Source organism: Arcicella rosea, from assembly GCF_014204325.1.
Taxonomy (GTDB): Bacteria; Bacteroidota; Bacteroidia; order Cytophagales; family Spirosomataceae; genus Arcicella; species Arcicella rosea_A.
The window spans coordinates 90983-117488 of sequence record NZ_JACHKT010000009.1; the positions used below are offsets into that span (position 1 = coordinate 90983).

Genomic DNA, 26506 nt, shown 5'->3' on the forward strand with positions numbered 1-26506 from the left:
TTATTGATTTTCCCGCTTAATCTTGCTCCGTAATCAATGGTACTCCTAAACCAATTCTTCTTGAAAAGAAACGGATAATGTTACTCAACCCAAAATTATTGAAAAGGTCGGCATTTTCTAAAAAGAATTGTTGTCGTTCTGAAAAGAATTATTCAAATCGACTTAAATTGGTTACTTGCTTATCGACATCCACTTGTGAAAAATCTGGATTGACCGTTAAATCTAAATGCAAAGCAGACGAAAGAGCAGTTTTAGCATATTGACCAATACCTTTTCTGATACTTGTTGCAGAGCCGTCTTGAAAATTTTTACTTGTACAACCCAAAGAGATTATCTGTCATGATGAAGCATACAAATACTACTTGTAGTTTATGTATTTATACTTATATTATTTGAATAGTCAAACTTCTAAAGCATGTCTTTTTGTAATTCTTGCAATCATTGACTAATTTGTATAAATGTCAATCCTAAAAACCACATAAAATGAAGTCAACTCCTCCTAATCAAGGAAAATTAGTTCGCTCAATAGGGCTTACTTCAGCCGTCGTACTCATTATCAGTTCTGTGATTGGTACGGGGGTTTTCAAGAAAGTAGCTCCGATGTCGGCCGCATTAGAATCTCCTTCCTTAGTTTTAATAGCGTGGCTTATAGCTGGATTAATTAGTTTAGCAGGAACACTTTCGAATGCAGAAGTAGCCAGTATGCTAGCTGATTCGGGTGGAGAATTCGTTTACTTTCGTAAAATTTATAATCGTTTTTTTGCATTTCTTTTCGGCTGGACAAACTTCGCTGTAATTCGTACAGCGTCCATTGCTTCGATTGCTTATGTGTTTTCACAATCCTTAAACAGTGTTTTCCCTTTTCCAGTTACATCTGCTTCATTGGCCGAAATCAATTTTTTAGGATTGCATCCATTTGATAATCTTAGCGTAAAATTAGTCGCCATTGCTTTGATTATATTTTTAACCTATTTCAATTACAAAGGATTGAAATTAGGAGAAAACCTTAGTAGAGTATTAACGGCTTTGATGATTACAGTGATGTTATTGATTATCATTTTAGCACTATTGTCTAACTACGGAAGTTTAGAAAATATCACTACAAATAGTGTTCGTTACAATGCAGACGAAATGTCTGGAGCGACGCTCTTCAAAGCTTTAGCACTAGCGTGTTTGAGTGCTTTTTGGGGTTATGAAGGTTGGGCGAGCGTTGGTTTTATTGGTGGAGAAATGAAAAATCCACAGAAAAATTTGCCTTTGGCTTTAATCATTGGCACATTAATCATCATGGCTTTGTATATGTCGATGAATTTTGTGTATCTCTATATTTTACCAATTGATGATTTTATTAAAATTTATGAATCGAAAAATGGAATTGCTGCTGTGGCTGTGGTGAGTCACTTTTTAGGCTCTTGGGGTGGAGTCTTGATTTCTGGATTAATTTTAGTAGCTACTTTCAATTGTGCAAGTACAACAATTTTATTGGCATCAAGACTTTTTTATGCGATGGCGAATGATAAAATGTTTTTCAAAAGTGTAGATTATATTCATCCAGTTTATAATACACCATCCAGAGCTTTGTTTATTCAAGCAATTTGGACTTCCCTTTTGGTATTGTCTGGCACATTCGACCAACTGACGGATATGTTGATTTTTGCGGCTTTCATATTTTATGGTGCAACAGCTTTTGGTGTATTTGTTTTGCGTAAAAAAATGCCAGAAGCACATCGTCCTTATAAAGTAATTGGTTATCCTATTGTCCCAGCCATTTTTGTGCTTTTTTGTGTTATTTTAATTGTAAATACTTTAATTGAAAAACCAGTGGAAGCACTTAGTGGCTTAGGTTTAATGGCAACAGGTTTGCCCTTTTATTATTATTGGACAAAAAATAAGTAAAAAAATGTTTCAACTTGTTGTCTTCAATAGCTGTGTAGACAACAAGTTAATTTACCTCATCTTTAGGATTACATCTAATCAAACCAAATCTTCTTAGTAATTTTGGGACTTAATTTACTGTTAGACGATTAATTACTAGCCTGAAAAACAGCGATTTTATTATTCCAATTTATACATGATGTCAAAAAAAACTTACTATTCTCTTATTTTAATACTTGGTAGCTTAACGGCACTAGCACCATTTTCAATTGATATGTATTTGCCTGGTTTCCCAGCTATTGCAGAAGATTTGAACACAAGTGCTGCCAAAGTATCGCTTACTTTATCTGGATTTTTTATTGGAATTTCAGCAGGACAATTACTTTATGGACCTTTGCTTGACCATTTTGGTAGAAAAAAACCTTTATATTTTGGGCTTTCGCTTTACATTATTTCTTCAATAGCATGTATTTGGGCGAAAAATATTGATACATTAATTGTACTCAGATTTATCGAAGCCATCGGTGCTTGTGCAGCTACAGTTGCTTCTGTAGCGATGGTTCGTGACCTTTTTCCTGTGAAAGACAGTGCTAAAGTATTTTCATTATTGATGTTAGTGTTGGGCGTTTCTCCGATGATTGCCCCAACAGTTGGTGGAATTGTTACCGCTTCTTTTGGCTGGCAATCGGTATTTATAATCTTGAGTGGTATTGGCATAGCACTGTTATTATCGGTAATTTTTTGGTTACCTAATAGTTTCAAGCCAGACCCTTCGCATTCACTAAAGCCCGAACCTATTATTCGTGATTTTATTTCAGTGATAGTTGAACCTCAATTTTATACTTATGCACTAACTGGAGCGGTTTCTTTTGCTGGTTTGTTTGCTTATGTTTCGGGTTCTCCAATGATTTTTATGAATGTTTTTAAAGTAAATGAACAAGTTTACGGATGGATATTTGCTTTTTTGTCAATTGGATTCATTGGAGCTAGTCAGTTAAATAATATTGTACTTCGTAGATTTAAGAGTGAACAAATTATTCAAGTAGCACTTCTTACACAAGTATTGGTCGGATTTATTTTCTTAGTTGCTTCATATAATGACTGGCTTAATCTTGGCATTACGCTCTTCTTACTTTTCCTTTTTCTTTCTTGTATTGGTTTTGCCAATCCAAACATGGCGGCACTTTCTTTAGCACCTTTTTCAAAAAATGCAGGAACAGCCTCAGCTTTGATGGGTGCAATACAAATGGGAATGGGTTCTTTGATTTCGGTAGTAATCAGTATGTTCGATGAGCCATCAACTTTACCAATGGTTGCCGCAATGGCAGGTTCTGCTTTATTAGCCAATTTTATTTACTTGTTAGGTAAAAGAACGATTACAGAGACTGTAGAAATTGGTGATAGTGTAGAAGCTGGATTAGTGCATTAAGATATAAGAGGAGTACAAAGAATTAGGGCTTAGTTTTCATCAAACTAAGCCCTAATTTTTATTTATCTTCCATAATGGTATGACCCATTTTATCTCTTTTCGTTTTAAGATAATTTTCATTATGAGGATTCGAGTCAATTTCAATCGGTACTGTTTCTACAATTTCTAAACCATAACCTAATAAAGCAGCTCTTTTCTTCGGATTGTTTGAAATCAACCTGATTTTACTTAAACCTAAATCTCTTAAGATTGACGCACCTACTCCGTAATCTCTTTGATCCATTTTAAAGCCTAATTCGAGGTTTGCTTCTACAGTATCACGTCCCATTTCTTGTAGTTTATAGGCTTTCAGTTTGTTGATTAAACCAATACCTCTGCCTTCTTGGAACATGTACAAAATTACGCCTTTGCCTTCTTTTTCTACTATTGACATAGCACGATGCAACTGCTCGCCACAGTCACAGCGACAAGAACCAAAAATATCGCCAGTAATACAAGAACTATGAACTCGTACTAATACAGGTTCGTCTTTTTCCCAAGTACCTTTCGTTAGAGCTAAATGCGTTTCACCAGTATTGATTTGTTTGAATGCAATTAAGTTAAAGTGACCAAATTCCGTTGGCATATCTACACCAATTTCACGTTTGATAAGGCTTTCATGTTTCAAACGATACTCTACTAAATCTTTGATAGTTACTAATTTCAAATCAAATTTATCAGCAATTGCTCTTAAATCTGGTAAACGAGCCATCGTTCCATCTTCGTTCAATACTTCAATCAACACACCTGAAGGCTTGAAACCAGCTAATTTAGCAAAATCCATGGCAGCTTCTGTATGCCCAGTTCTGCGAAGAACTCCTTCTGTTCTTGCTTTCAACGGGAAAATATGCCCAGGTCTGCCTAAATCTTCAGGTCTTGTTTTTTCATCCACCAAAGCCTGAATCGTTTTAGAGCGGTCATGTGCTGAAATACCTGTTGTACAGCCATTTCCCAATAAATCTACAGAAACGGTAAATGGTGTTTCATGAGTAGCCGTATTTGAACCAACCATCATGGTTAAATCCAATTCATTACAACGCTCTTCAGTAAGTGTTACACACATCAAACCACGTCCTTCACGAATCATAAAATTGGCTAATTCTGGAGTCATTGCTTCAGAAGCACAAATCATATCTCCTTCGTTTTCACGGTCTTCATCGTCGGCAACGATGATGATTTGTCCTTGGCGAATTGCTTCAATCGCCTCTTCTATACTATCTAATTTTATCTTTGACATTGTTTTCTTGGAAAAATCTTGAATCTAGGCTCAGAGGTTATAGCATCATTACAATTCACTTGTATTTTTATAACCTCAAAGGTACGATTTTTTGTTCCTTTGCGTTAAAGATTAAAGCTTCGCATTGTCAAAAATAGACAATTAATTTGTTTATCAAGACTAATTTCTGTTCTTAAAATTATCAATTTTCTGTCTGTTATTGACTGTTCTAGTAGATTTTCTGCTGTAATTTGATAGAATGAATTAGAAAATATTTTAATCCAAAAGTCAAGAAAAGTTTATAGCACAATTTTTGTTTATAATATTGAAGACATTTACTTTGTATCAATGAATATAATTTTGAGTAAAATTGCTAAAATATTGATGTGTCAGATTATTATAATGCTGATGTCTGTCAACGTTTATGCACAATGTATTAATAAGGCTGAACCGCCTGGTACCATGCCTGGTGAATTCAGCATTAATGGTACAAGAGTAAGTGTTGTTGGAGATGGTGATGGTCTTGCAAATGCAACAAATAATGTTCCTATAAAAATATGTGAAGGAGAAACCATAACTTTAAAAAATACAATTTCTGCAACAAGTACAACAGGGGTTAACTATTGGCTGATGCCAGCTAGTCAATATGGTTCGTTAACAATTCCTCCTTCAAATCCAGCTACAGCCAATGCAAGTTATAGTTCACTGAGTGGTGATGTCTCTGTGACAGTTAATACCTCGACTTCGTGGTATTCAGGCCCAGGGATTTATGTAATTACTCAGGGTGACAATTCAGGCAATGGAATTACAAGTGACTATCATCATGCTTGCCAAGTGGTTGAAATTATCAAGCCGAGTACGCCTGTTGTTACGTATTCTGTTTGTAATGGTGACATGATTAGAGTAAAACTTGAAGCAAATGCCAACAATAACTACGAAGAATATACCGTAAGATTTACAGCAATTGGAAGTTCGTTTAATCCTAGTTTTAACGTCAGACCAGCCTCATATCCCACGTTAGTTTCAAGTGGCCCAATACCGAATAGGCTTGATAGAGTATTTACTGTGCAGGGTCAGTCTAAAACAGGAACTTGTCCAGCTCCAGTTTATACTTCTCCCTCAATTTCAATGACAGGAACTACGATAGCACGTCCTTTGATTTCTTCAATTACTGGTACTGCTACTCCGAGTGAGTTTGAAATGGCTGTTTTTGCACAAAATAATATTCAGCGGAAAGTATTTATGAGAGACCCACTCACAACAGTTAATTATGATTATACAAATCCTGTATTAAATTATACTTCTACTTCAACGACTACATTTGATTTAGTTAAAGTTATTGTGCCAAATGCCAATAGGCAATATTGTTTCAGAACTGAGGCCGTTGATGCCAATTGTCCTGTAACAACAAATGTTAATCTTGCTAATTTAAGTAGTGAAGAGGTTTGTACTACACCAGCCAATTTAACGATGGTCAACAGTGCGGTGCAGGTTTCTTGGCTAAGAGCTTTAACAACTATCACTGGTGGAGTGTATAGTGACTATCGAGTTGAAAGATTATTAACTGACGGAGTAACAATTGATAAATTTTTTCCAGCAATTAATAATATTTCAACGCTTACGCTTACCGACGATGATGTTGTCTGTGGGAAAGATTATATCTACAGAGTCATTACTAATTATGGTCAAAAATCTACCTCACAACTGTTAAAAATTAGGGCTACTTCAACCAATCCACTTGCTAAAATTACTAATGTTTTTGCAGATGTTCAAGCAACGAATAATTTAATTAACGTCAAAGGAACTTTTGAGTCTGGTACTGGAGAACCGCTTCCTGCTGAGATGCTTGAGTATCGTTTTTATCGTGCTGATTCGCCTAATGGGTCTTATCAATTCTTGCAAGCAACAGTTCCGACAATCAATACAATTAATGATGCCACAGCCGATATCAATAAACAATCTTACTGTTATTATATGACGTGGAAAGATTTGTGTGATAGAGAGTCTGTGCCATCTGAAAAAGTTTGCAGTATTTTCTTATCGTCATTAGTTTCAGTAATTAACTGGACACCAGAATCATCATTTTCGACGACAACTGATTTTTATCGGGTTAATAAAATAGACCCAATTACTCGACAAGTAATTAAACCTTTGGCAGATAATCTGAGAAATACATATACTTTCAATACCCAAGGTTTGCCAGATAGCGAAGGGCAAGTAATATATCTTCAAATAGAAGCTAAGCCTACTACAGGAAGTATTAGTCAAAATACTCGTTCTAACATTGCTAAAATTTATCGACCTTCACTTTTATTGAGTCCTGATGCTTTTACACCCAATAATGACGGAGTTAATGATAAATTTATCATTTATGGAAAGTTCATTCAGAAGTTAAAAATGACAATTTTTGACCATTGGGGAAATGCTATATTTTACGATGAGACGGATAACTTTGCAAGTAATACTCAACTAGGCTGGGACGGAACACTGAAAAATGGTGAGAAAGCAATACAAGGAATGTATGTTTTTAGGTTGGAAGCAGAAGATACAACTGGTCAATCAATTACTAAAGAAGGAACATTGTTTTTAACATATTAATTATCAAGATTTCAGAAAGAAAGCTCATGGTAACATGAGTTTTCTTTTTTGTGTTAAGTGAATAGTGTTGTAACTTGCAAAGAAAATTTTTACAAAAAATAATAAGATTATGTTTGATATGATGGGAATGCTTGGAAAAGTAAAAGACCTCCAAGCCAAAATGAAAGAAGCACAGGATTCATTGGTAACAATCGTAGAAACTGGTGAAGCAGGAGCAGGAATGGTAATTGCTACAGTAAATGGGAAAAAACAAATCTTGAAAATTGAAATTGATGAAGACTTACTTAAACCTTCTGACCGTGAAGTTTTACAGGATTTAATTGTCGCCGCTACCAATAACGCAATGGAAAATATTGAAGATAAAATCAAAGACCATCTTCAAAAAGCTACCCAAGGTTTGATGCCAAATATCCCAGGAATGGATTTAGGAAGTATGTTTGGACAATAATTGTTTCAGACAAACGGTTCAGGAATAGAACTTTAATTCATTCCTGAATCATCATCATCTTCTTACCTTTCAATTTATGTCTTTAAAAATTCAGAATTTAGTGAAGATTTACGGTACACAAAGTGCTGTTAATAATATTTCTTTCGAAGCTAATCAGGGCGAAATTGTCGGTTTTTTAGGACCAAATGGTGCTGGAAAATCCACCACAATGAAAATCGCTACTTGTTATCTTACTGCTACTTCGGGAAAAGTAGAAGTTTGTGGCTACGATGTACAGCAGGATGCGATGGAAGTACGAAGAAATATCGGCTATTTACCAGAACACAATCCTTTATATTTAGAAATGTATGTGAAGGAATTTCTGGAATTTGTGGGTGGACTTTATCAAATAAAAGGGCAAAGACTGCAAAATAGAATTGCCGAAGTAATTGATTTAGTTGGACTTACGCTTGAACAGAAAAAGAAAATAGGTCAATTGTCAAAAGGCTATCGTCAACGTGTTGGTTTAGCACAAGCACTTATTCATGACCCTAAAGTATTGATTTTAGATGAACCTACTACTGGACTTGACCCCAATCAATTAGCTGAAATTAGAGGTGTTATCAGAAATATTGGGCGAGAAAAAACAGTTGTTTTTTCAACGCATATCATGCAAGAAGTTGAAGCGATTTGTGATAGAGTAGTCATTATTAATCACGGAAAAATCGTAAATGATAGTTCACTTTCAGTGTTGAAAACTTCTGGAAAAACGATGGAAGAGGTTTTCAGAAACCTTACCAATCATTAAGTGATGGTTTATTTTCCATCACTTATTTTAGGAATTAACATCGGTACTTCTTTTTGATATTTTTCGTATTGCTTCCCAAATTCCTTTACTAATCTTTTTTCTTCAAAATGAATGCCAATCCTGATATAAAAAGTTAAGCTGATTGCCGTAACTAAGTATAAGGATGTTCCGAAAAAGCCAAAAGCTCCCCACAAAAAAATCAATATTCCCAAATAAAGTGGATGGCGAACGATGGATGATAATTCATCTTTAACCAACAATACTTGTTTCTTTTTATTGGAATCTTTGAGAACATCCGTTCCTAAAAACTCAGATAAATCATATTGTTTTAAAGCTGAAAAACCAAGAAATATCCCTGAACCCATCATTAAACCTCCCAAAATTTGATTCATGATTGATTGTTCTAACAATAATTCAGTTGGAGAATCAAGCTGAAATTTTATAACAGGCAATATTAATACAACTGCTAAGATGTTATAAATTAGTCGATGATAAATAGAAAATCTTCCCAAAACAGATTTGAGAAGATTTTTAAAACTTTCTGAGGCAGTTAAACTATGGAAAATACCATAAACTATCCAAAGTATTGATAATATAATTTCTGATTTCATTTTCTACTCAAACAAAATTTTATTTGTTATTCTTGAGGTTTACTTTCTGATTCTTCTGTTGTTTTTTCCAAGAAATTGTTGTCAATATTTTCAGTATTTTCAATTATACTTACTTCATTATCATTTTTATTGACATCATTTTCAGATTCCACAATTTCGTTTTTCACTTTTGGTTCTTCAAAGAATTTATTCTGGAAAATCAAAATTGTTACAACACCACAAAAAATAGAAGCATCGGCAAAATTAAAAATTGGTGTTGAATACCAAGTTCCACCCCAAATAGGCAACCAATCAGGTAACCAGCCTTGATAAATATCAAAAAAGAACATATCAATTACTTGCCCATGAAACCATGGAGTAGGAGAGTCTAAAGGAGCATTATGGAAGATGATTCCATAAAAAGTACTGTCAACTACATTGCCAATAGCTCCACCTAAAATGGCAGCAATACTCCACAATAAACCTACATGAGCTTTTTTACGAGCCAATGACACTAAGTATGCTCCAATTCCAAACATCGCCACTATTCTAAATAAGCTTAAAACAATTTTGCCGTATGGTTTAGGAATAAAGTCGAGGGTCATCCCAAATGCCATTCCTTTGTTTAATACGTAATGAAGCTTGAATAAATCACCAATGATAGGTACTTCATTACCTTCATATTGCAAATATTTATGAACAGCTACTTTAATAATTTGATCAATAATGATAAGCAAAAAGGTAAGCCAGAAGTATTTATATGGGGAACGAAACATATTGAATTTGAGCGATTGGTTGGAAAATTGATATAGATTGTTGGATTTTAATGTACAATAACCCCTGCAAGTTACAAAATAAAAGTCACAAAGTCAGAAACACCTGTGTTAACTGTCTTTGTGACGAAATATTTAATCTAAAAGTATAATAACCTCAAATAATATTATTTTTTTTGAAAAGCTAGTCTTTTTCTTCTCACAATTTCACGTTTTATCAAAGTAAATTCTCTACTTGCTTGTCCAGAAACTGAAGTGTTTTCTTCTGCACGGCGGAACAAATATGGCATTACTGCTTCTACAGGGCCATAAGGAACATATTTTGCTACGTTATAACCAGCTTTTGAAAGGTTGTAAGAAATATTATCCGACATTCCTAGAAGTTGAGCGAAGTAAAAATGTTTGTCTTCAGGCATAATTTGATTTTTCTGCATTAAATCAACCAAATATTTACAACTAAATTCGTTATGAGTACCTACACAAAGCGAAATAATACTTCTGTTTTCTACACAAAAATCTACGCCTAAATTGTAGTCATGGTCGGTTGCCGCTTTAGTTTCGTGAACAGGTTCACAATAATTTTCTTCGTGCGAACGCTGGCGTTCTTTTTCCATATAAGCACCTCTCACTAATTTCACACCCAAAAAGAAATTACTTTCACGGGCATGTTGCGTAGCATCTTTCAGGTTTTGTAACATATCTTTTCGATACATCTGGAAAGTGTTGTAAACAATACAACTTTCCTTGTTGTATTTTTCCATCATCCCGTAAGTAAGAGTATCAATAGTATCTTGAATCCAAGATTCTTCGGCATCAATAAAAACTCTAACCTTCAAGTCATGGGCTCTTCCACACAAAATGTTCATTCTTTCTCTTACTCTTTCAAATGCCGCTTTTTCGTCATTGTTTAATTCTTCCTCATTCTGGATTTTTTCAAGCAAGTTCATACTTGCAATACCAGTTACTTTGAATACTGCAAAGGGAATGGCAATGTTCTCATTGGCTTTTTCAATGGTCAACAATACTTCTTGAGTAGTTTGGTCAAAACTTTTTTCATTGTCTTCGCCTTCTACAGAATAGTCTAATATTGTGCCAATATGAGATTTGTCCAAATTTTCTATTGTCTTATTGCATTCATGCAAAGTTTCTCCACCACAAAACTGTTCAAACACAGTAACTTTTATGAGTTTTTTTATGGGAAAATGAAGAAAAATAAAGAGTTTGATAAAAAAAGTCCCTAACTTTACGAGCCAATTCTGGTTCATACTTGCGAAGATTAAATAAATCTTCTTCAATTGTAAATTAGATTTTGAAGAAAAAGCGATTGAAGTATCTTCAAAACTAACTTTTACGGACTTCATAAGGGTTGATGTGGCTGGCATTTTGGTCATGTTACAGACGAATATTCGTATATAAATTAAAACTGAATGATAATATATTAATTGATAATCAGTTTAATATGATTCAGAGAGTCGTCGGTTGTTTTACTAAAACGTGCAAATATAGCATATTAGAATAATACAAAAACAAATTTTGTCGGATTAAATTTTTTAGTTTAGTATTTGCTCGAATTTTTGAGTACTAACTTAATCAGATTAAAATAAAGCTTTTACAATATTAGATGATTTTTTTTTGAAGTTGATACTATTTGTTACAAAATAATGTTTTGAAAATTTGTTAACTGCTGTTTGAAAAAAAAATCATTTTTTTCTGAAGATTTTAGAATCTTAAAGAATAGAAATTGATAAAGTATATACAATAGCAGTTGATTTTACTTAATACTGTTTGCCAAATGAACGCAAATTTAGATGTAGTGCCGATGCAGGAATGGATAAAAACTGACGGCAAACCCTTGATTATCGCAGGTCCATGTTCAGCCGAGACGGAAGAACAAGTGTTGGAAACTGCTAATAGAATTAAAGCAGAAGGATATGCCCATATCATGCGTGCAGGTGTGTGGAAACCACGCACACGTCCAGGAAGTTTTGAAGGGATGGGAGAACCAGCTTTGAAATGGCTTGTTGAAGCAAAAAAACAAACTGGATTACCATTAGCTATCGAAGTAGCAACTCCTGAACACATCGAACTTGCTCTTAAATACGGAGTAGATGTATTATGGATTGGTGCTAGAACTACAGTAAACCCTTTTAACGTACAAGATTTAGCTGACGCTCTGAAAGGCGTTGACATTCCTGTATTAGTTAAAAACCCTGTAAATCCAGACTTAGCACTTTGGGTTGGTGCTTTTGAACGTTTGCAAGGATCTGGCATAAAAAAATTAGGTGCTATTCACCGTGGTTTTTCTAATGCTCAAGAAGTAAAGTATCGTAACTCACCAATGTGGCAAATGGCTGTTGAGATGAAACGTTTGTTTCCTCAATTACCTATCATCGGTGACCCATCGCACATGGCTGGAAAACGTTCGTTGTTGATGGAATTATCTCAAAGAATTCTTGATTTGAATTATGATGGGATGATTATCGAAACTCACCGTGACCCAGACGCTGCTTGGTCTGATGCTTCACAACAATTGACTCCAGAGGCTTTAGGAACAATGTTACGTGAATTAGAAGTACGTCAAGCAAATTATGGTGCTGAATTTACTGACGAATTAGCTGCAATGCGTGCTAAAATTGATAATATCGACCGTGAATTAATGGAAGTATTAGCGGCTCGTATGGCTATCGTTGAGAAATTAGGTGAATACAAACGTGATAACAACGTTGCTGTATTACAATTAGACCGTTGGAAACAAGTACATGCTGACCGTGCTAAACAAGCAAGTGGTTTAGGCTTGTATCCTGAATTCGTTGAAGAATTGTTCAAATTGGTTCACCTAGAATCAATTCGTAAACAAACAGAAGTAATGAGCGCTACAGTAGCTTAGTTTTCTGATAATTTATTATAAAAAAGCGGTTGTTTCAAATCTGAAACGACCGCTTTTGTTGTATATGCCCAATATTTTTTCAGTTTTAATGAAATCGTAAAGATTGATGTTACTTCTTACCATTGTAAAGTGATTATAAAAAAAATGATGTGTTTTTATCGTGATTAACATAAATGTTTGGGAGTCTGAAATTGATTATGCAACGAGAGATATTAAAAATTGAATTAAAGAAAAATATTTTGAACTTATCAAATCTTGTTTTGACTTATTTTTAGATATACGTACAAATCCTTAAAAATTGACATGATTTAACCTTTTTTATCCTTGTAGTAAAGACAAATCATGACAATTATGTAATTTTTTTATAGTATTTTCGTTTCAAATTTTAATAGAGCAATTAGCATAAAAACTAAAAAAGTATGAAAAAATTAATTTTGTTTGCCTCATCAATAGTAATCATGTCTTCGTGCGTGAGTAAGAAAAAACTAACAGCTGCTCAAGCGGAATATGCTAACTTCAAAGCAAGCACTGAAAGCTCTCTAGCTAAAGCAAAAGCAGACTTGAATGACTGCGATAAAACAAGAGCAAGTTTAGAAGCTGATTTGAAATCGAAAGATGGAGATTTGCAAGCTAAGATTAAACAGTTGAAAGGCTTAGAAGATCAAATCGACTATTTGAAAAAAACTAACACTAATTTGTTAGACAGAATGTCAGATCTTTCTATCGTAAGCAAAGCTGGTGCTGAAAGCATCAAAAAATCTTTGGAAACTTTGAATGATCAAAGTAAATACATCAAAGATTTGAACTCTTCTGTTCAACGCAAAGATTCTTTGAATTTAGCTTTAGTAATGACTTTGAAACGTTCATTGGCTGATGTAAATGATGATGATGTAACGGTAGAAGTGAAAAAAGGAGTTGTGTATATCTCAATTTCTGATAAAATGCTTTTCCAATCGGGTAGTGCAGTTATCAATGCAAAAGCTGAAACAGTTTTAGAAAAAGTTGCTAAAGTTGTGAATGACCACAAAGAGTTAGATATTTTAGTGGAAGGTCATACTGATAGTGTACCTATCGCTACTGACTGTTTGAAAGATAACTGGGATTTAAGTACTAAACGTGCTACATCAGTTGTTCGTTTATTACAAACTAAATTTAGTGTAGCTCCTGAGCGTATGACTGCTGGTGGACGTTCTGAATTTGCTCCTAAAGATTCAAACGAAAGCTCTACAGGACGTAAATTGAACCGTAGAACTGAAATTATCGTAACTCCTAAATTAGACCAATTCTTCCAATTATTGGCGAATGGTCAAGGAAAATAAGATTTGATGAAAATTGTCGTTTGAATTATCAAACTATTTTTCGTAAATCTATTCAAATAAAAGCCTGTTTCCGTCACGGAAACAGGCTTTTTGTTTATTTATCGCCTAGAATAATTGGTGTATTTCCTTTGCCACCTAAGATTATAACTTTTGCATTGGGTGAAAGAGCTAATTCTTTTTGAGCTTTTATCATTTCGTACTGCAATTGTTTATCACTTAATCCAGTAGAAAGAATTTTTTGATAATCTGCTATACCTTGTGCTTCAACTCGTTTCCGTTCTGCTTCTTGTTTTTCTTTTTGGAGTACGAATTGCATTTTTTGAGCTTCCTGTTCTGCATTGATTTTGGATTCAATCGTTTGTTTTACGGAAGTTGGTAAATTGATATTTCTGATTAATAATTGTTCAAGCAATAAGCCTCTTTTGGATAAATCTTTTTCGATAGATTTGAAAATTCTCGTTTGAAATTCATCTCTTTTGGTAGAATAAAGTGCTACAGCATCATAATAAACGGCATTATCTCTAATTTTAGTTCTGGTAATTGGTCTAACAACTTTGTCGTTATAGTCCAAACCAATTTCTTTTAGAATTTTTGGAGCATCCGCTGGAACAATTCTGTACAAAACTGTTAAATCGATTATTACTTCTAAACCATCCGCAGTTAATACCCTGATAGCGTCGTCTCCATCTTTACTTCCTTCGTCGTGTACTGCCGACATCGTATAGTTTTGAGTTTTGGTATCAAAAGTTTGTACTTCGGCTAAAGGATTTACAAAGTTTAACCCACTTGATAAAGTATTAGGATTTACATTGCCGAATAAAGATTGTACGCCAACTTCGCCTGCATCAATTTGTTTAACACCTGAACTAAGAACTCCGACTACAATAATAATAATACCTACCACTTTAACTGGACGAGAAAAACGTGCAGTCGATAAAGAAGGAGTATTAATGGCAAAGCCTACCACTAAAATGATGATACCTAGAATAATTACAAACATGGTTTTGGTTGATTTAAGTTTGAAATTTGAGATGCTTTCAGTTAAATAGCTGAAAACGAAAACAGTATCAAATATTAACTACTTGATACTGTTTTATCCTGAAATAGTATGGATGGTAAGTTTTAAGGACAAGAAGTGTTTTTAGAATATTATAAGTTTACTCAATTGTGGTTTTAATAATTTATACCCAAACGTTGATAGATAAAGCTCATTAGCCAAGCTGGACCAATCATTAAAAAGAGTAAATCTTTGAAGAAAGAAGGTTTTTTACCTTCAATTTTATGTCCCCAAAATTGCCCAATCCAAGCAAGTACGAAAATTGTAACGCATACTTGCCAAAGCGGTACAAAAGCAGAGCCTTCAATCAAATAACAAATAAATAAACAAATGGCTGAAAATAGAAACATCCCCGCAGATAAGGGTTTTGAAAGATTAAAGTAATAAATCAGTGTGAGCGTCAGCACGATTAATGCAACATTACCTTGAATATTACCGAGACTAAAGAATGAAAGTTTGATGCTATAGAGTAGCCCTAAAAGACTAAAAAAAATGAGTGGAACGCAAATCCAATGAACGGTTTTGTTCGTGGGGTTTTGGTGGCTTTCTCCGTATTCGTCGAGCCATTGGTTAATTGTTTTCATGTGTATTAGTGATATATGGTTAAGTAAGTACAATAATACTAATAAATCTTTAAAAAAGACAATTTTATTGCCTTTTTTTTGTATTATTTTGTTATCATCAATTTACAATTTTTTGTCTTTAAAAGATAATTTCATTTCATCCATTTTAAATTCTTTATCTTCGCAAAAAGATAGATTTTTAAAACTAAAAATTAATTAGCGAAGTGTTTATTGAACCGTATCATAATCAACATCAACAAAATGGAAAAAAAACAGGCTGGATTGAAGTAGTCTGTGGCTCAATGTTTTCTGGAAAAACTGAGGAATTAATTCGTAGATTGAACAGAGCAAAAATTGCCAAACAAAAAGTAGAAATCTTTAAACCTGCCATTGATATTCGTTATCATCACGAAGATATTGTTTCACATAATTCCTCCTCAATTCGCTCCACACCGATACAATCTTCGCATGAAATACTCTTACTCTCTGGTGATTGTGATGTTGTTGGTATCGACGAAGCTCAATTTTTTGATGAAGGAATCGTTGAAATAGCAAACTCTTTGGCATTTAATGGAAAAAGAGTAATTATTGCAGGTTTGGACATGGACTTTCAGGGCAATCCTTTTGGCCCTATGCCTGCGCTGATGGCTATTGCAGAATACATTACAAAAGTTCATGCAGTTTGTATGGTTTGTGGCGATGTTGCCAATTATTCATACCGAAAAGCTGCTGGAAAAGAACAAGTAATGCTTGGAGAAACCGATAGCTATGAAGCAAGATGTAGAAAATGTTTCCATTTATAACATAAAAATTATGCTTGTTAGATTATCAAAAAGAAGAAAATCGGTTTTTAAGCCTAAAAATACCTATTGGGTTACCTTAAATCTGCTCGTTATTTCTTGCTTATTGAATGTCAGTATTTCTTCTCAGATTTTAGCACAAGTACCAATTGGTACTTGGCAAACCTACTTCAATTATACTAGTGCAAAAGACATTGCCATTGTACAAGATAAGATTTACTGCGTGACAGAAAATGGATTTTTCTATTTTGATAAAACAGCGAATGAATCCGTTAAACTTTCTAAAATTGATGGATTATCAGAAATTGGTATTGCGAAAATTGCTTATGCCGTCAATCAAAATACGCTAATTCTTACTTACCAAACTGGAAATATTGATTTGATGGAGCTAGATGAAAAAGCCGAACCCTCAAAAATCACTAATATTTCTTTGTTGAAAGAATCTAGTTCAATTCTTGGCAGTAAAGTTGTCAATCATATTTCAGTCAGCAATAACCTTGCTTATTTGGCTTATGATTTTGGTTTAGTAGTTCTTGACCTTGAAAAAAAGGAAATCAAAGAAACCTATCAGAATTTAGGTGAAAATGGGACTTCAATTAAGATTTATAAAACTGAGTTTGTAAACGATTCAATCTTTTTAGCTACTTCTGTCGGCATTCGCAAGGCTAAATTTGCCAGCAATGTTAATCTACAGTTTTTCGGTAATTGGCGTACTTTAAATACTGAACAAAGTACTTTGGTAAAATGGCAGAATGGACTTATTATAGCAGCTGAATCTGGAAGAGTATCATCTTATCAAAATGGAAAATTATCAGGTGTATTATTACTGTCAGATAAAATAACTTCCATCAATCACATTACTGCTAATAAATACTTCCTCATTGCCAACGGTCAGCTCAATATTTTGGATATGGATTTACTGACTTTTACAAAAGTATCAGATGCTAAAATACAGTCTCCGCAATTTTTAAGGGCTGATTCACAAGGGAAATATTGGCTTGCAGATAACAAAAATGGACTTTTAAGTAACCTCGAAGGAAGTTATAAAACCTACAGTCCGAATAGTTTAGATACTTTATTCAGTAAACGAAAAGATTCTGTCGTAGTAGATTTGGAAGGAAATACTTGGGTAAGGAGTAATGGTTTTGGTGGAATTATGGTGAAAAATACCAATAATCAACAAAAACTTATTACTACTGGCGTAGGTTTTGGCAATTTGCCAAGTACTGTTGTGAAAACCTTGGCATTGGATAAAGATGGGCAAATGTGGGTTGGTACTGATAGAGGAGTGGTTGTTTTTGATAATCCTGCAAATGTATTTTCTGGTAGAAACTTTGATGCTTATACGCCCGTTTTTGAAAGAAGAAGGTTGTTGGGAAATGAAACAGTAACAGCGTTAGGCATCGATGGAGGAAATAGAAAATGGATGGGAACTTTAAACGGTATCTTTTTATTCAATGCTGACGGAACAGAATTAGTTGCAAATTTCACAGAAAGTAATTCGCCTTTGCCTTCTAATGCTATTAATTATATCACGCTTGAACCCAGTACTGGAAACGTATTTATTCGCACGACAAAAGGCTTGGTTTCATACAGAGGAACTGCTACCGAAAGTACCAATAGTCAAGCCGAACAAAATGTAAAAGTATTTCCTAACCCTGTTAGACCAGATTTTGAAGGACAAATTGGCATTGAAGGATTAGTTGAAAATGCTTTTGTGAAAATAACTGACATTTCAGGGAATTTGGTTTACGAAACCAGAGCCAACGGCGGTACTGCTGTTTGGAATGGAAAAACCTTAGAAGGAAAAAGGGCAGAAACAGGTATCTACTTGATTTTTTCTGCGAATGCAAAAGGAGAAGAGACTTTGGTAAGTCGTTTGGCTGTAGTAAAATAAAGGTTGTTTTTGAAGAAATTGATAATGAAACATGAGTCATCCCGAATTTTAAAATCACAAAAAAGCGGTCAAAAAACTAATTTCGACCGCTTTTTTGTGATTGATGGGCAACGAATTCCTACTGTTTGAGCGAAGCGAGTTTAGGAATTCTTGAATTTCTTTTGTTACTTTTCTTGTTTCAAGACAAGAAAAGTAAGGATTGTACAATAATAAATAAAAAAACCTCTCAAATCGTCCTAAACCTCACTATTCTAAGAAAAAATTCGGGATGACTCATGTTTTTATTTAATCTTCTAATTTTACATGTCCCCAGTTTTCGCCTGAACGAATTCTGTTGAGTTGTGTATGCGTAATACCAAATTGCTTGGCAATCATTTTCAAACGGTTTTTATCTGACCTAAGCATTTTCTTAATCATAATAACTTTGCTTTCAGTCAATTTGTAATTTTTGGTACGTTTCGGAATTACTCTATCTTTCACCGCTGGATTTTCACGATTATGGATAGTCATTTCATCACGAGAAACCCACTTTAGGTTTTCCCAATGGTTATTGAGTTTGTCATGGTCAAGGTGTATGACAAACTTTTGTTCTTCGTTTTGTTTTTCTAAAAAGAATTCAGCTACGAGTTTGTGAACGTACCTATTTAATGATTTATTTCCTTTAGCCCTAATATTCAATGATTTATATCCCTGAATTTTAGAGCCATTTATGATGTCACCTTGAATTGGGTCATTTTGGAAACTTTTTAAACGACCATAGTTTGACACCTTATAAACTGGTGGATTTTCAACTTCGTTAAAAGGAATATCTACCCATTTTTCATTCCAAAAGCTTACGCTTTTTTTGGTTCCTGAAGCAGTTTTTTTGTCGATCATTTTGGTTTTTTCTTGAATTTTTTTTGTGGTTATATTACTGGGGTTAAAGCAATGAGATGTTTTTATTACTTTAAAATTGATAACGGTAAATACTATATTCTCCTTTTTCAAGTGAATTTATTTGGATACTTTCTGTATTACAAGTGATGTTTATTTCTTTATTAGAAGTAAAAATTTGCTCTAAATGTTTAGCTCCTGCGATATTTTTGAATGAAATTTCTTCACTTTCATGCTCAGTATCTAAGTTTACTATAAATAGATATAATGGTTGTTCACTTTGTGTCCATGCTATTACTTTATTTCGTCCAGTGAAATCTGGTGGAATAAGCCACTGAGTACTTTGATTTGCAACAGCAGGACAAATTTCTTCAGAGATTTTTCTCAAGGTAGTCAAACCTTTGAATAATTCACCATTTTTTCCCCATTGATATTTTGAATGTGTCGCTTTCGATCCTTCAGTAAGTTGAAAGACATACAATTTGGTATAGTGTTCATTTGGAGCAGGATTAAAGTGTACATCTCTTTGTTCAAAGCCTAAACTCATGTAAGATGGCATATCACTCAAAAATAATCCCATGAACATTCTAATTTCGTTTCCTTTCAAGTAAAACTCATCAAATCTTGGGTCGTCTTTATCGGCTGTAATAATGGTGAAATTAGGCGAAAATGTCCATTTTTTTAATAATGAATGATAACGAGCAAATGCTGAAATAAATGTTTCAGAACCCAATGTCATTGATTGTAAATCGCCCAAAGTACTATCGGCATCAGAGCTTTCAAGGTGTTCTTCTTCTATGCCATACGCCATTGTATTGGGCGGAGCCAAGAAACTCTCTGCAAAATACGAAAAAGTAGGTTTTGTTCGACAAATTACTCCTTTGATATATTGATGGATGTCATAAAATTCATCTGGATTGGCTGGAGTGCCTTCTTTTCTAAGCTGAACATGCGACATATCACCACGCATGAAATCAAAATTATACTGTTGAGCGAAACCCAAATATTTTGCCGCAGTATATTCCCAAACTTCTTTTCGTGGATTTGAAAAGTCAATTTCCCAATGTTGGTTGTTATCTAAACTTTCATACAATTTGAATCTTGCCAAAGGACCAAAAACTCTTGACATTGCTTCGGGTTTTGAAATGATATAATCTCTCCATACTCTGCCGTCTTCGTCAATTGTTTTGGCTTCTTCACGTTTGTCAACAGCTAGTCCTCTGTAAGGCGGAGCCATCGTTGCTGGTACAGGTTCATAACCTTCATTAAATAAAAAGCTGATTAATTGATTCCTTTTTTTATTTCTACCCCACAAATTACTTTTTTCGCCAAAGAGTACTTGTAGCCTTTTTTCTTCTGGAAATAACTGATTATTGAAAAATACTTCAGGTTCTTTGGGATATTCTATGTCAACGACTGCTCCAAATTGTTGAAGAAATTCCAGAATACGTTCTTGAACTTTTTCATGCAAATTAGCATCATGATTGATGATTTCAAATTCTTTTCTTTGTAACCATTCAAAAAAATGAGGATTTGCCAATGCTATTTCAGAGTATCTATCCGTATGAGGAATTACATCCATTCCTACCGTTTTACCTGTTAAGTGTAAAAGATTACAGACTACTTTCAACTGTTTTTCTACAGTATTCAGATGTGGAAAAGCTCTTGCTAATTCTTCATCATAAAATTCAGGATTAATATTCCAACTTGCCATTCCATACAAACTAGCCACAACGCCACATTCCCAAATAGGAAGTAAATGTATGGAAGATTGCGATGATGGTAAAGTAAGTGAATATTTTACAACATTAAAAAAACTACTAATGGTACGAACATTAATACCGACCATATTGACTGTTTTAATCCAAGAAGTATCTTTTTGATAAGCAACAGGGCTTGGAACAGTAAAATCTGGATTTAAAGCTTGGTACAATGCAGTTTGTCCGAAACGTTTTTCTAAAATATAAAATAATTGAATAGCCGGCATTGCTACTGATTGTTCAGGCAATAAACCCACAATAAAGGAGTCTTTCTGGCTAGTGTACGCCAAAATAGCCTCCTGTTGATGATTAGCCCAAAAAAGGCTAAATTCATCATAAGTATCAGGAATGTGCATATAAGTTGTATAAAAATGGTCTTGAATTTTCGGAAGAACTAAAAGCCTTCTGAAAAATGTTTAAAAATAAAATAAATTATTGGTAAAATCATACAAACATGAAAACATTAGTAGTTGGAGCATCAACAAATACAGAAAGATATTCGTTTAAAGCAGCTAAAATGCTATTGGCAAATGGGCACGAAGTGGAATTATTAGGCAAAAGAGTAGGCGAGATTGATGGAAAAATAATCAATACAACAAGTCATTTCGATTTTGAAAATATAGATACGATTACCATGTACGTTGGTCCTAATCATCAACCTGATTTATATGATTATTTATTAGGATTGAAACCAAGAAGAATTATTTTTAACCCTGGGACAGAAAATGAAGTATTTGAGAAGAGGGCTGAAAATGAAGGTATTATTGTAGAAGAAGCCTGTACTTTAGTATTACTTTCCACAAAGCAATATTGATTGAAAACAAAAAAACTCAGAGAAATTCTCTGAGTTTTTTTGTAGTTATTATATGTTTCAAGTATTAGTTGAAAATATAACGAACACCAATTTGTCCTTGCCATCTTGAACCAAGACCAGTTGATTTCTGGAATGTTTCAGTTAATGGAGTAGAACCGGTCACGAATGGGTATGTAAAGATTGGTTTTCCGGTTGGCTGAGAACCAGTTGCAACAGCTCCAACAGCGTTATCATATCCAATAAAGTTCAACAATGCGGTACGAAGAGTACTTTGGTTTAATCCCCAGTTAGGAGTTACAAAGTTACCTGCGTTGAACATATCAAACGTCAATTGGATCGTATTTACTTTACCGCCAACTTTGATGTTGAAATCTTGAATAATTTTGAAGTCAAAGTTTGTTGACCAAGGTAATACAGCTCCGTTACGTTCAGCATACTGACCACGACGCTCGCTCAAATATGGGTCTTGCTTGATAAAGTTATCTAAATCTGTCCATTGTTGTGCTGCTGTATAAAGTGGAGTACCAGCAGTAGCATTAGCTGGAATCGCTCTCAATAAGATTTCAGACTGATCTCTTGGAATATAAATCAAGTCGTTTCCACCTCCACCTGAGCCATCACCGTTCATATCTCCTGAGTAAGTATAAGAATAACGTCCAGCAGGACCAGTAGCATAAGTAAATCCAAATGTAGTAGCCATTTTGTTTTTCAAATAGTTCACTTTATAACTACCAAAACCAACAATACGGTGCGACTGTAAGAAGTTTGAATACGATAAAACATCTGCATTAGGGTCACCAACTACAACACGGTCTCTCCACATTGATTGTGCAATTGAACCACCATCATTAACCGAACGAGAATCTGTGTAAGTATATGATAAACTTGCGAATAAACCATTTTCAAATGCTTTAGAAACTGTTCCTGTTAATGAATAACTATAACCATTATTAGTATTTTTCATCAAAATGGCGTCAGAAATGTTTGGTTTTTCAGCAGTGTTTCCACCCTGAGCAGCAGCAATAGAACCATAGATACGGTTATTTACTGTACTTGGGAATCCATTTGCTCCAACATTATAATAAATAGGACGATTATCAGCACCAATCGCATTTCTTTGTGAAGTTGGTAAGTTTACGTTAGATAAATAAACTGAGTTAATATCTTTTGTATAAATACCTTCAAATGTTGCTAACCAACCTTCTCCTAAAGTTTTATCAACGGCTAAGTTAGCTCTAAAGATTTGTGGGAATTTGAAGTTTTCGTCAGTAACAGCTAAGTTATAAGAAGTTGGTCTTAAAGAACCAATATCAACTTTTGGACGGAAAGCATCTACGTTCGCATTGAAAGGACGGTTTGTTGGGTTGTTGATACTTTCAGAACCGAACAATACTCCGTTATTAGATAATTGGTTAGACAACCAAACATAAGGAACACGACCAGAGAAGATACCGAATCCACCACGAACCTGTGTTTTCTTTTCTTCGTTAACATCCCAGTTGAAACCAACACGTGGAGACCACAATAAAGTAAATTCAGGGAAACGATCTGTCGCTAACTTAACATCTTGTCCGTTATCTTTGAAAGTAAGAGCTGGAACAAATGGGTTTGTAGTAGTAGCATTTTTCTCAACAGGGAAAGAAGTACCATCAGCACGAATACCCACTGTTACTTTGAATCCTTTTCCAACGTTAATCTCATCTTGAGCATATAAACTCAATGTACTTCCTTTCATTTTAGCAAAAGGGAATTCAGTAGTATTTGACCATTGCTGACGATATTGAAGAGCATTTGATGTTCCGTTATTTACACTTGCATAAAAGTCATCGAATGAGCGGAATTGATAACCACCATAATAGTTAGGAGCGAAACCGTTACGGAATTGGTTATTTTCATAAGCCGCACCGAATGTAAATACGTTTTTCCCTGCATAAACAGTAACGTTATCCGAAATTTGGAAAACGTCTGTATCCAATAGGTTATTTGCCGAGAATGGCTCAAAACCGAATGAAGTGGCAGAAAGTGGCGTTCCTGCCCCTCCATTACCAATATCAACTGTTGGGAAAGGAGTGCTATTCACTGGCGACTCACGGAAATCTCTCATTTGAGTGTATCCAATAGTCAAATTATTAGCAACTTTACCGCTAAACGTTGAGTTTAATTCAGCAATATAAGAATCTAAATTATTATTGATTCTGTATAAACTTCCTTGGAAAGGTAAGTTTGTATTGGTTGGTCCACGGCCATTATTTAATGCACCTGAGTTAGAAGCTGTAACATCAGCAAATGAACGAAGTGTATTGTACTTGATGTTCAATTTATGCTTATCAGAAATGTTCCAGTCAATACGAGCATTAAATTTTGTACTTTGAGTTAATCTATCATAGTTCTCATACGCACCTGGATCATAATTGAATTTCTCTTTCAAAAATGCTTTCAGTTTATCTAAATCAGCCGCATTTACAGAAGATGTTGTTGCAGGGTCAGCAGTTACACCTGTACGAGTTGCAACACGTGTTGTACCTGGATCAGTTCTATCTTCTTTTTCGAAACTTGCAAAAACAAATAATTTATTTTTGATGATTGCACCACCAACACGTCCACCAATTTGAGATACTCCAAATGTAGGAAATGTATTTTCGATACTTCCAATTTTCTTACTAACTAAGTCTTGGTTACGGTTAAAATAATAAGCCGAACCTGACCACTCGTTAGTACCACTTTTCGTTACAACGTTTACGTTTGCACCCGTTGACATACCTTGACGAACGTCAAATGGAGCAATGTTCACTTGGAATTGGTCAATTGCATCGACTGAAATAGGTTGAGCACCTGCCTGACCACCAATCGTGTTGTTCAAACCGAATGAGTTATTGAAGAATGCACCATCAACTGTAATGTTGTTGTAAAGAGCATTACGACCTGCAAAACTCAAACCACCATTTGAACGTGGGTCAAGACGAGCGAAGTCAGTTAATGAACGGTTCAAAGTAGGAAGAGTAGTTACTTGCTTATTACCAACTGTAGTAGCAGCACCAGTACGACCTGAGTTAATTACTGAACTACGTGCGGCAACCACTTTAACTTCTTCTAATTGAGCTTCAGAAGTTTCCATTTTAGCATTGATACGTAAGTCTTGTCCAAGTGTCAAGTTGATACCTGTCTTAACATTGTCTTTGTAACCAACAAATGAAATTGTTACTTTATATGGACCACCAACACGCATGTTAACAATGTTGAAACGACCATCGGCACGAGTAGCAGAACCATAACGAGAACCCGTTGGTTCATGAATAGCGACAACATTCGCACCTGGCAAGCCTGCACCTTTTTCATCTAACACTGTACCCGAGATAGCAGCAGTAGTTGATTGAGCGAAAACCTGCAAACTTGAAAGGGCAGCCATAAGAACCAAAAGAGTTCCTAAAACAACCTTTGTAGTAAAGAATTTTTTCATGTTGAAAATTTGGAATTTAGTTAGAATTTGAATTGTTGAATTTGTATGCAAAATAACAACTTTTTTTTAGCAAGAACAACATGCCTTTATTAAGAAACTGTAAACAAGAATCCCCTAATCGCTTGATTTGTAGGTATAGTGCAATTATTTGTTTGAAAAGTTTATTTGTAGGTCTTTTTTTTGAAAAGAAACATTCAATTGTAAAATAACATATTAATAACTCTATAAGTTTAGTATTTTTTTAAGATTTGCAGTGTATTGCCATATTGTTTTTTGATAAACTAAATATAGTGAAAAGAGTTTTTTGAACAGGTAATATAATGCACATTTATGATTTTTTAAGCTATTTTAAAGGCTATTTGTAATATTGAAAAAGAAACAAGAACTTTGAAAATAATTCATCTAGCCTCGTGAAATGGATTCAAATTCATTAACAACAACACATTCTTTTGGTTCTTAAAGCTTATATTTTTTTGCCAAAATGATAATTCACATAAATTTTAATGAAATTATTTTTTAGAAAAACAGGAGAAAGCGGTTCGGACATTATCATCTTACATGGGATTTTTGGTTCGTCTGATAATTGGTTGACAATTGGGAAAGTACTTGGCGAGCATTATACCGTTTATATGCTCGACCAGCGAAACCACGGGCAATCGCCAAGAAGCGACGTCTTTAATTATGAAGTAATGGCAGCCGATTTAAAAGAATTTATCGATGAAAATGCTATCGAGAACCCTATTTTAGTCGGGCATTCAATGGGTGGAAAAGTGGTGATGCAGTTCGCTATGAATTACCCTGATGCTTTTGCAAAAATGGTTGTAGTGGATATCGCTCCTAAATTTTATCCTGTTCATCATTCCATGATTTTACAAGGATTAGCGGCTGTAGATTTGAAAAACTTAAAAAGTAGAACTGAAGCCAATGAAATTTTAAAAAGGTTTGAAGAAAGTGAAGGTGTTCGTCAATTCCTCTTGAAAAACCTTTGGCGAAATCCTGAAAAGAACAATGAGTTCGATTGGCGAATCAACGTTCCTGTAATTGCAAAAAATATTGATGTAGTTGGGCATGAACTTGAAAATGAACACAGTGTTTCCAAACCTGTTTTATTTATTCGTGGAGTTTCATCTCATTATATTCAACCAGAAGATGAACGTAAAATTTGGGAATTATTCCCGAATTATGAATTAGAAACCATAGAAGGAGCAGGGCATTGGGTTCAAGCCGATAAACCTCAAGAATTCATCGAAGTATTATCTCGATTTGTAAAAGCTTAAATGTTTTAAGAATTTTTCTTGTTAATCAATCTCAAACAAATCGTTTT

The 26506-nt window shown here is 34.3% G+C and carries 21 protein-coding genes; 11 read left to right on the forward strand and 10 right to left on the reverse strand.

Features of this window, described 5'->3' with window-relative positions; genetic code table 11:
• Positions 1-148: 148 nt before the first annotated feature.
• A complete protein-coding gene (locus HNP25_RS21830) occupies positions 149-325 on the reverse strand; it encodes a DUF5916 domain-containing protein (RefSeq protein WP_184133054.1) in 177 nt (58 codons plus the stop codon).
• Positions 326-483: 158 nt separating this feature from the next.
• Here HNP25_RS21830 and HNP25_RS08090 point away from each other — a divergent pair, with 158 nt between their 5' ends.
• Entirely contained in the window at positions 484-1896 is a 1413-nt protein-coding gene (locus tag HNP25_RS08090; RefSeq protein WP_184133056.1) for an APC family permease, read from the forward strand.
• A 175-nt stretch (positions 1897-2071) separates the two neighbouring features.
• Positions 2072-3304 carry a multidrug effflux MFS transporter gene (locus HNP25_RS08095; RefSeq protein WP_229202819.1) on the forward strand — a complete coding sequence of 411 codons (1233 nt, stop codon included), beginning with the start codon at positions 2072-2074 and terminating at the stop codon, positions 3302-3304.
• Positions 3305-3362: 58 nt separating this feature from the next.
• Here HNP25_RS08095 and HNP25_RS08100 read toward each other — a convergent pair whose 3' ends face one another.
• Positions 3363-4580 (reverse strand): bifunctional 3,4-dihydroxy-2-butanone-4-phosphate synthase/GTP cyclohydrolase II, encoded by a 1218-nt coding sequence (locus tag HNP25_RS08100; protein WP_184133058.1) that lies wholly within the window; start codon positions 4578-4580, stop codon positions 3363-3365.
• 327 nt (positions 4581-4907) lie between these two features.
• On the opposite strand from HNP25_RS08100, the gene HNP25_RS08105 reads away from it, so the two are divergent.
• From HNP25_RS08105 to HNP25_RS08115, 3 genes are all read left to right on the forward strand, one after another.
• Positions 4908-7157, forward strand: a complete 2250-nt coding sequence (locus tag HNP25_RS08105) for a T9SS type B sorting domain-containing protein (RefSeq protein ID WP_184133061.1) — start codon at positions 4908-4910, stop codon at positions 7155-7157.
• A gap of 109 nt (positions 7158-7266) precedes the next feature.
• Positions 7267-7605, forward strand: a complete 339-nt coding sequence (locus tag HNP25_RS08110) for a YbaB/EbfC family nucleoid-associated protein (RefSeq protein ID WP_184133063.1) — start codon at positions 7267-7269, stop codon at positions 7603-7605.
• Between the two features lie 76 nt (positions 7606-7681).
• A complete protein-coding gene (locus HNP25_RS08115) occupies positions 7682-8392 on the forward strand; it encodes an ATP-binding cassette domain-containing protein (protein WP_184133066.1) in 711 nt (236 codons plus the stop codon).
• An 8-nt stretch (positions 8393-8400) separates the two neighbouring features.
• Here the strand turns inward: HNP25_RS08115 and HNP25_RS08120 are convergent, their stop codons facing one another.
• The 3 genes from HNP25_RS08120 to HNP25_RS08130 form a co-directional block, all read right to left on the reverse strand.
• Complete coding sequence (locus HNP25_RS08120) at positions 8401-9003, reverse strand: methyltransferase family protein (protein ID WP_184133068.1); 603 nt, start codon at positions 9001-9003, stop codon at positions 8401-8403.
• 26 nt (positions 9004-9029) lie between these two features.
• Positions 9030-9758, reverse strand: coding sequence for a lipoprotein signal peptidase (locus HNP25_RS08125; RefSeq protein ID WP_184133070.1), 729 nt, complete (start codon positions 9756-9758; stop codon positions 9030-9032).
• Positions 9759-9922: 164 nt separating this feature from the next.
• The gene (locus tag HNP25_RS08130; RefSeq protein WP_229202820.1) at positions 9923-11116 is read right to left on the reverse strand and encodes a proline dehydrogenase family protein; all 1194 of its coding nucleotides are present in this window, start codon (positions 11114-11116) and stop codon (positions 9923-9925) included.
• A gap of 431 nt (positions 11117-11547) precedes the next feature.
• On the opposite strand from HNP25_RS08130, the gene HNP25_RS08135 reads away from it, so the two are divergent.
• Positions 11548-12642 (forward strand): chorismate mutase, encoded by a 1095-nt coding sequence (locus tag HNP25_RS08135; RefSeq protein ID WP_184133076.1) that lies wholly within the window; start codon positions 11548-11550, stop codon positions 12640-12642.
• A gap of 419 nt (positions 12643-13061) precedes the next feature.
• Positions 13062-13961 (forward strand): OmpA/MotB family protein, encoded by a 900-nt coding sequence (locus HNP25_RS08140; protein ID WP_184133079.1) that lies wholly within the window; start codon positions 13062-13064, stop codon positions 13959-13961.
• 94 nt (positions 13962-14055) lie between these two features.
• On the opposite strand, the gene HNP25_RS08145 is transcribed toward HNP25_RS08140, so the two are convergent.
• The gene (locus HNP25_RS08145) at positions 14056-14961 is read right to left on the reverse strand and encodes a prohibitin family protein (protein ID WP_184133082.1); all 906 of its coding nucleotides are present in this window, start codon (positions 14959-14961) and stop codon (positions 14056-14058) included.
• A gap of 173 nt (positions 14962-15134) precedes the next feature.
• A complete protein-coding gene (locus tag HNP25_RS08150; RefSeq protein ID WP_184133086.1) occupies positions 15135-15602 on the reverse strand; it encodes an Mpo1 family 2-hydroxy fatty acid dioxygenase in 468 nt (155 codons plus the stop codon).
• Between the two features lie 203 nt (positions 15603-15805).
• On the opposite strand from HNP25_RS08150, the gene HNP25_RS08155 reads away from it, so the two are divergent.
• Together HNP25_RS08155 and porZ are read left to right on the forward strand one after the other, a co-directional pair.
• Positions 15806-16384: a thymidine kinase gene (locus tag HNP25_RS08155; RefSeq protein WP_184133097.1), complete on the forward strand. Its 579-nt coding sequence runs from the start codon at positions 15806-15808 to the stop codon at positions 16382-16384.
• Between the two features lie 10 nt (positions 16385-16394).
• Complete coding sequence (gene porZ, locus HNP25_RS08160) at positions 16395-18278, forward strand: type IX secretion system anionic LPS delivery protein PorZ (protein WP_184133100.1); 1884 nt, start codon at positions 16395-16397, stop codon at positions 18276-18278.
• A gap of 285 nt (positions 18279-18563) precedes the next feature.
• Here porZ and HNP25_RS08165 read toward each other — a convergent pair whose 3' ends face one another.
• Positions 18564-19154 carry an HNH endonuclease gene (locus HNP25_RS08165; protein WP_184133104.1) on the reverse strand — a complete coding sequence of 197 codons (591 nt, stop codon included), beginning with the start codon at positions 19152-19154 and terminating at the stop codon, positions 18564-18566.
• 70 nt (positions 19155-19224) lie between these two features.
• Positions 19225-21267, reverse strand: a complete 2043-nt coding sequence (locus HNP25_RS08170) for a hypothetical protein (protein ID WP_184133107.1) — start codon at positions 21265-21267, stop codon at positions 19225-19227.
• 98 nt (positions 21268-21365) lie between these two features.
• Here HNP25_RS08170 and HNP25_RS08175 point away from each other — a divergent pair, with 98 nt between their 5' ends.
• Entirely contained in the window at positions 21366-21725 is a 360-nt protein-coding gene (locus HNP25_RS08175; protein WP_184133111.1) for a CoA-binding protein, read from the forward strand.
• Between the two features lie 64 nt (positions 21726-21789).
• Here the strand turns inward: HNP25_RS08175 and HNP25_RS08180 are convergent, their stop codons facing one another.
• The gene (locus HNP25_RS08180) at positions 21790-25182 is read right to left on the reverse strand and encodes a TonB-dependent receptor (RefSeq protein WP_184133114.1); all 3393 of its coding nucleotides are present in this window, start codon (positions 25180-25182) and stop codon (positions 21790-21792) included.
• 503 nt (positions 25183-25685) lie between these two features.
• Here HNP25_RS08180 and HNP25_RS08185 point away from each other — a divergent pair.
• On the forward strand, positions 25686-26459 hold the full coding sequence (locus HNP25_RS08185; protein WP_184133116.1) for an alpha/beta fold hydrolase: 774 nt from the start codon (positions 25686-25688) through the stop codon (positions 26457-26459).
• Positions 26460-26506 lie beyond the last annotated feature (47 nt).

What these genes read in the sequence shown, in the direction of transcription:
- HNP25_RS08090 (WP_184133056.1), top strand. Translation starts at nt 484, where the DNA reads ATGAAGTCAACTCCTCCTAATCAAGGAAAATTAGTTCGCTCAATAGGG.
- HNP25_RS08095 (WP_229202819.1), top strand. Translation starts at nt 2,072, where the DNA reads ATGATGTCAAAAAAAACTTACTATTCTCTTATTTTAATACTTGGTAGC.
- HNP25_RS08100 (WP_184133058.1), bottom strand. Translation starts at nt 4,580, where the DNA reads ATGTCAAAGATAAAATTAGATAGTATAGAAGAGGCGATTGAAGCAATT.
- HNP25_RS08105 (WP_184133061.1), top strand. Translation starts at nt 4,908, where the DNA reads ATGAATATAATTTTGAGTAAAATTGCTAAAATATTGATGTGTCAGATT.
- HNP25_RS08110 (WP_184133063.1), top strand. Translation starts at nt 7,267, where the DNA reads ATGTTTGATATGATGGGAATGCTTGGAAAAGTAAAAGACCTCCAAGCC.
- HNP25_RS08115 (WP_184133066.1), top strand. Translation starts at nt 7,682, where the DNA reads ATGTCTTTAAAAATTCAGAATTTAGTGAAGATTTACGGTACACAAAGT.
- HNP25_RS08120 (WP_184133068.1), bottom strand. Translation starts at nt 9,003, where the DNA reads ATGAAATCAGAAATTATATTATCAATACTTTGGATAGTTTATGGTATT.
- HNP25_RS08125 (WP_184133070.1), bottom strand. Translation starts at nt 9,758, where the DNA reads ATGTTTCGTTCCCCATATAAATACTTCTGGCTTACCTTTTTGCTTATC.
- HNP25_RS08130 (WP_229202820.1), bottom strand. Translation starts at nt 11,116, where the DNA reads ATGAAGTCCGTAAAAGTTAGTTTTGAAGATACTTCAATCGCTTTTTCT.
- HNP25_RS08135 (WP_184133076.1), top strand. Translation starts at nt 11,548, where the DNA reads ATGAACGCAAATTTAGATGTAGTGCCGATGCAGGAATGGATAAAAACT.
- HNP25_RS08140 (WP_184133079.1), top strand. Translation starts at nt 13,062, where the DNA reads ATGAAAAAATTAATTTTGTTTGCCTCATCAATAGTAATCATGTCTTCG.
- HNP25_RS08145 (WP_184133082.1), bottom strand. Translation starts at nt 14,961, where the DNA reads ATGTTTGTAATTATTCTAGGTATCATCATTTTAGTGGTAGGCTTTGCC.
- HNP25_RS08150 (WP_184133086.1), bottom strand. Translation starts at nt 15,602, where the DNA reads ATGAAAACAATTAACCAATGGCTCGACGAATACGGAGAAAGCCACCAA.
- porZ (WP_184133100.1), top strand. Translation starts at nt 16,395, where the DNA reads ATGCTTGTTAGATTATCAAAAAGAAGAAAATCGGTTTTTAAGCCTAAA.
- HNP25_RS08165 (WP_184133104.1), bottom strand. Translation starts at nt 19,154, where the DNA reads ATGATCGACAAAAAAACTGCTTCAGGAACCAAAAAAAGCGTAAGCTTT.
- HNP25_RS08170 (WP_184133107.1), bottom strand. Translation starts at nt 21,267, where the DNA reads ATGCACATTCCTGATACTTATGATGAATTTAGCCTTTTTTGGGCTAAT.
- HNP25_RS08175 (WP_184133111.1), top strand. Translation starts at nt 21,366, where the DNA reads ATGAAAACATTAGTAGTTGGAGCATCAACAAATACAGAAAGATATTCG.
- HNP25_RS08180 (WP_184133114.1), bottom strand. Translation starts at nt 25,182, where the DNA reads ATGAAAAAATTCTTTACTACAAAGGTTGTTTTAGGAACTCTTTTGGTT.
- HNP25_RS08185 (WP_184133116.1), top strand. Translation starts at nt 25,686, where the DNA reads ATGAAATTATTTTTTAGAAAAACAGGAGAAAGCGGTTCGGACATTATC.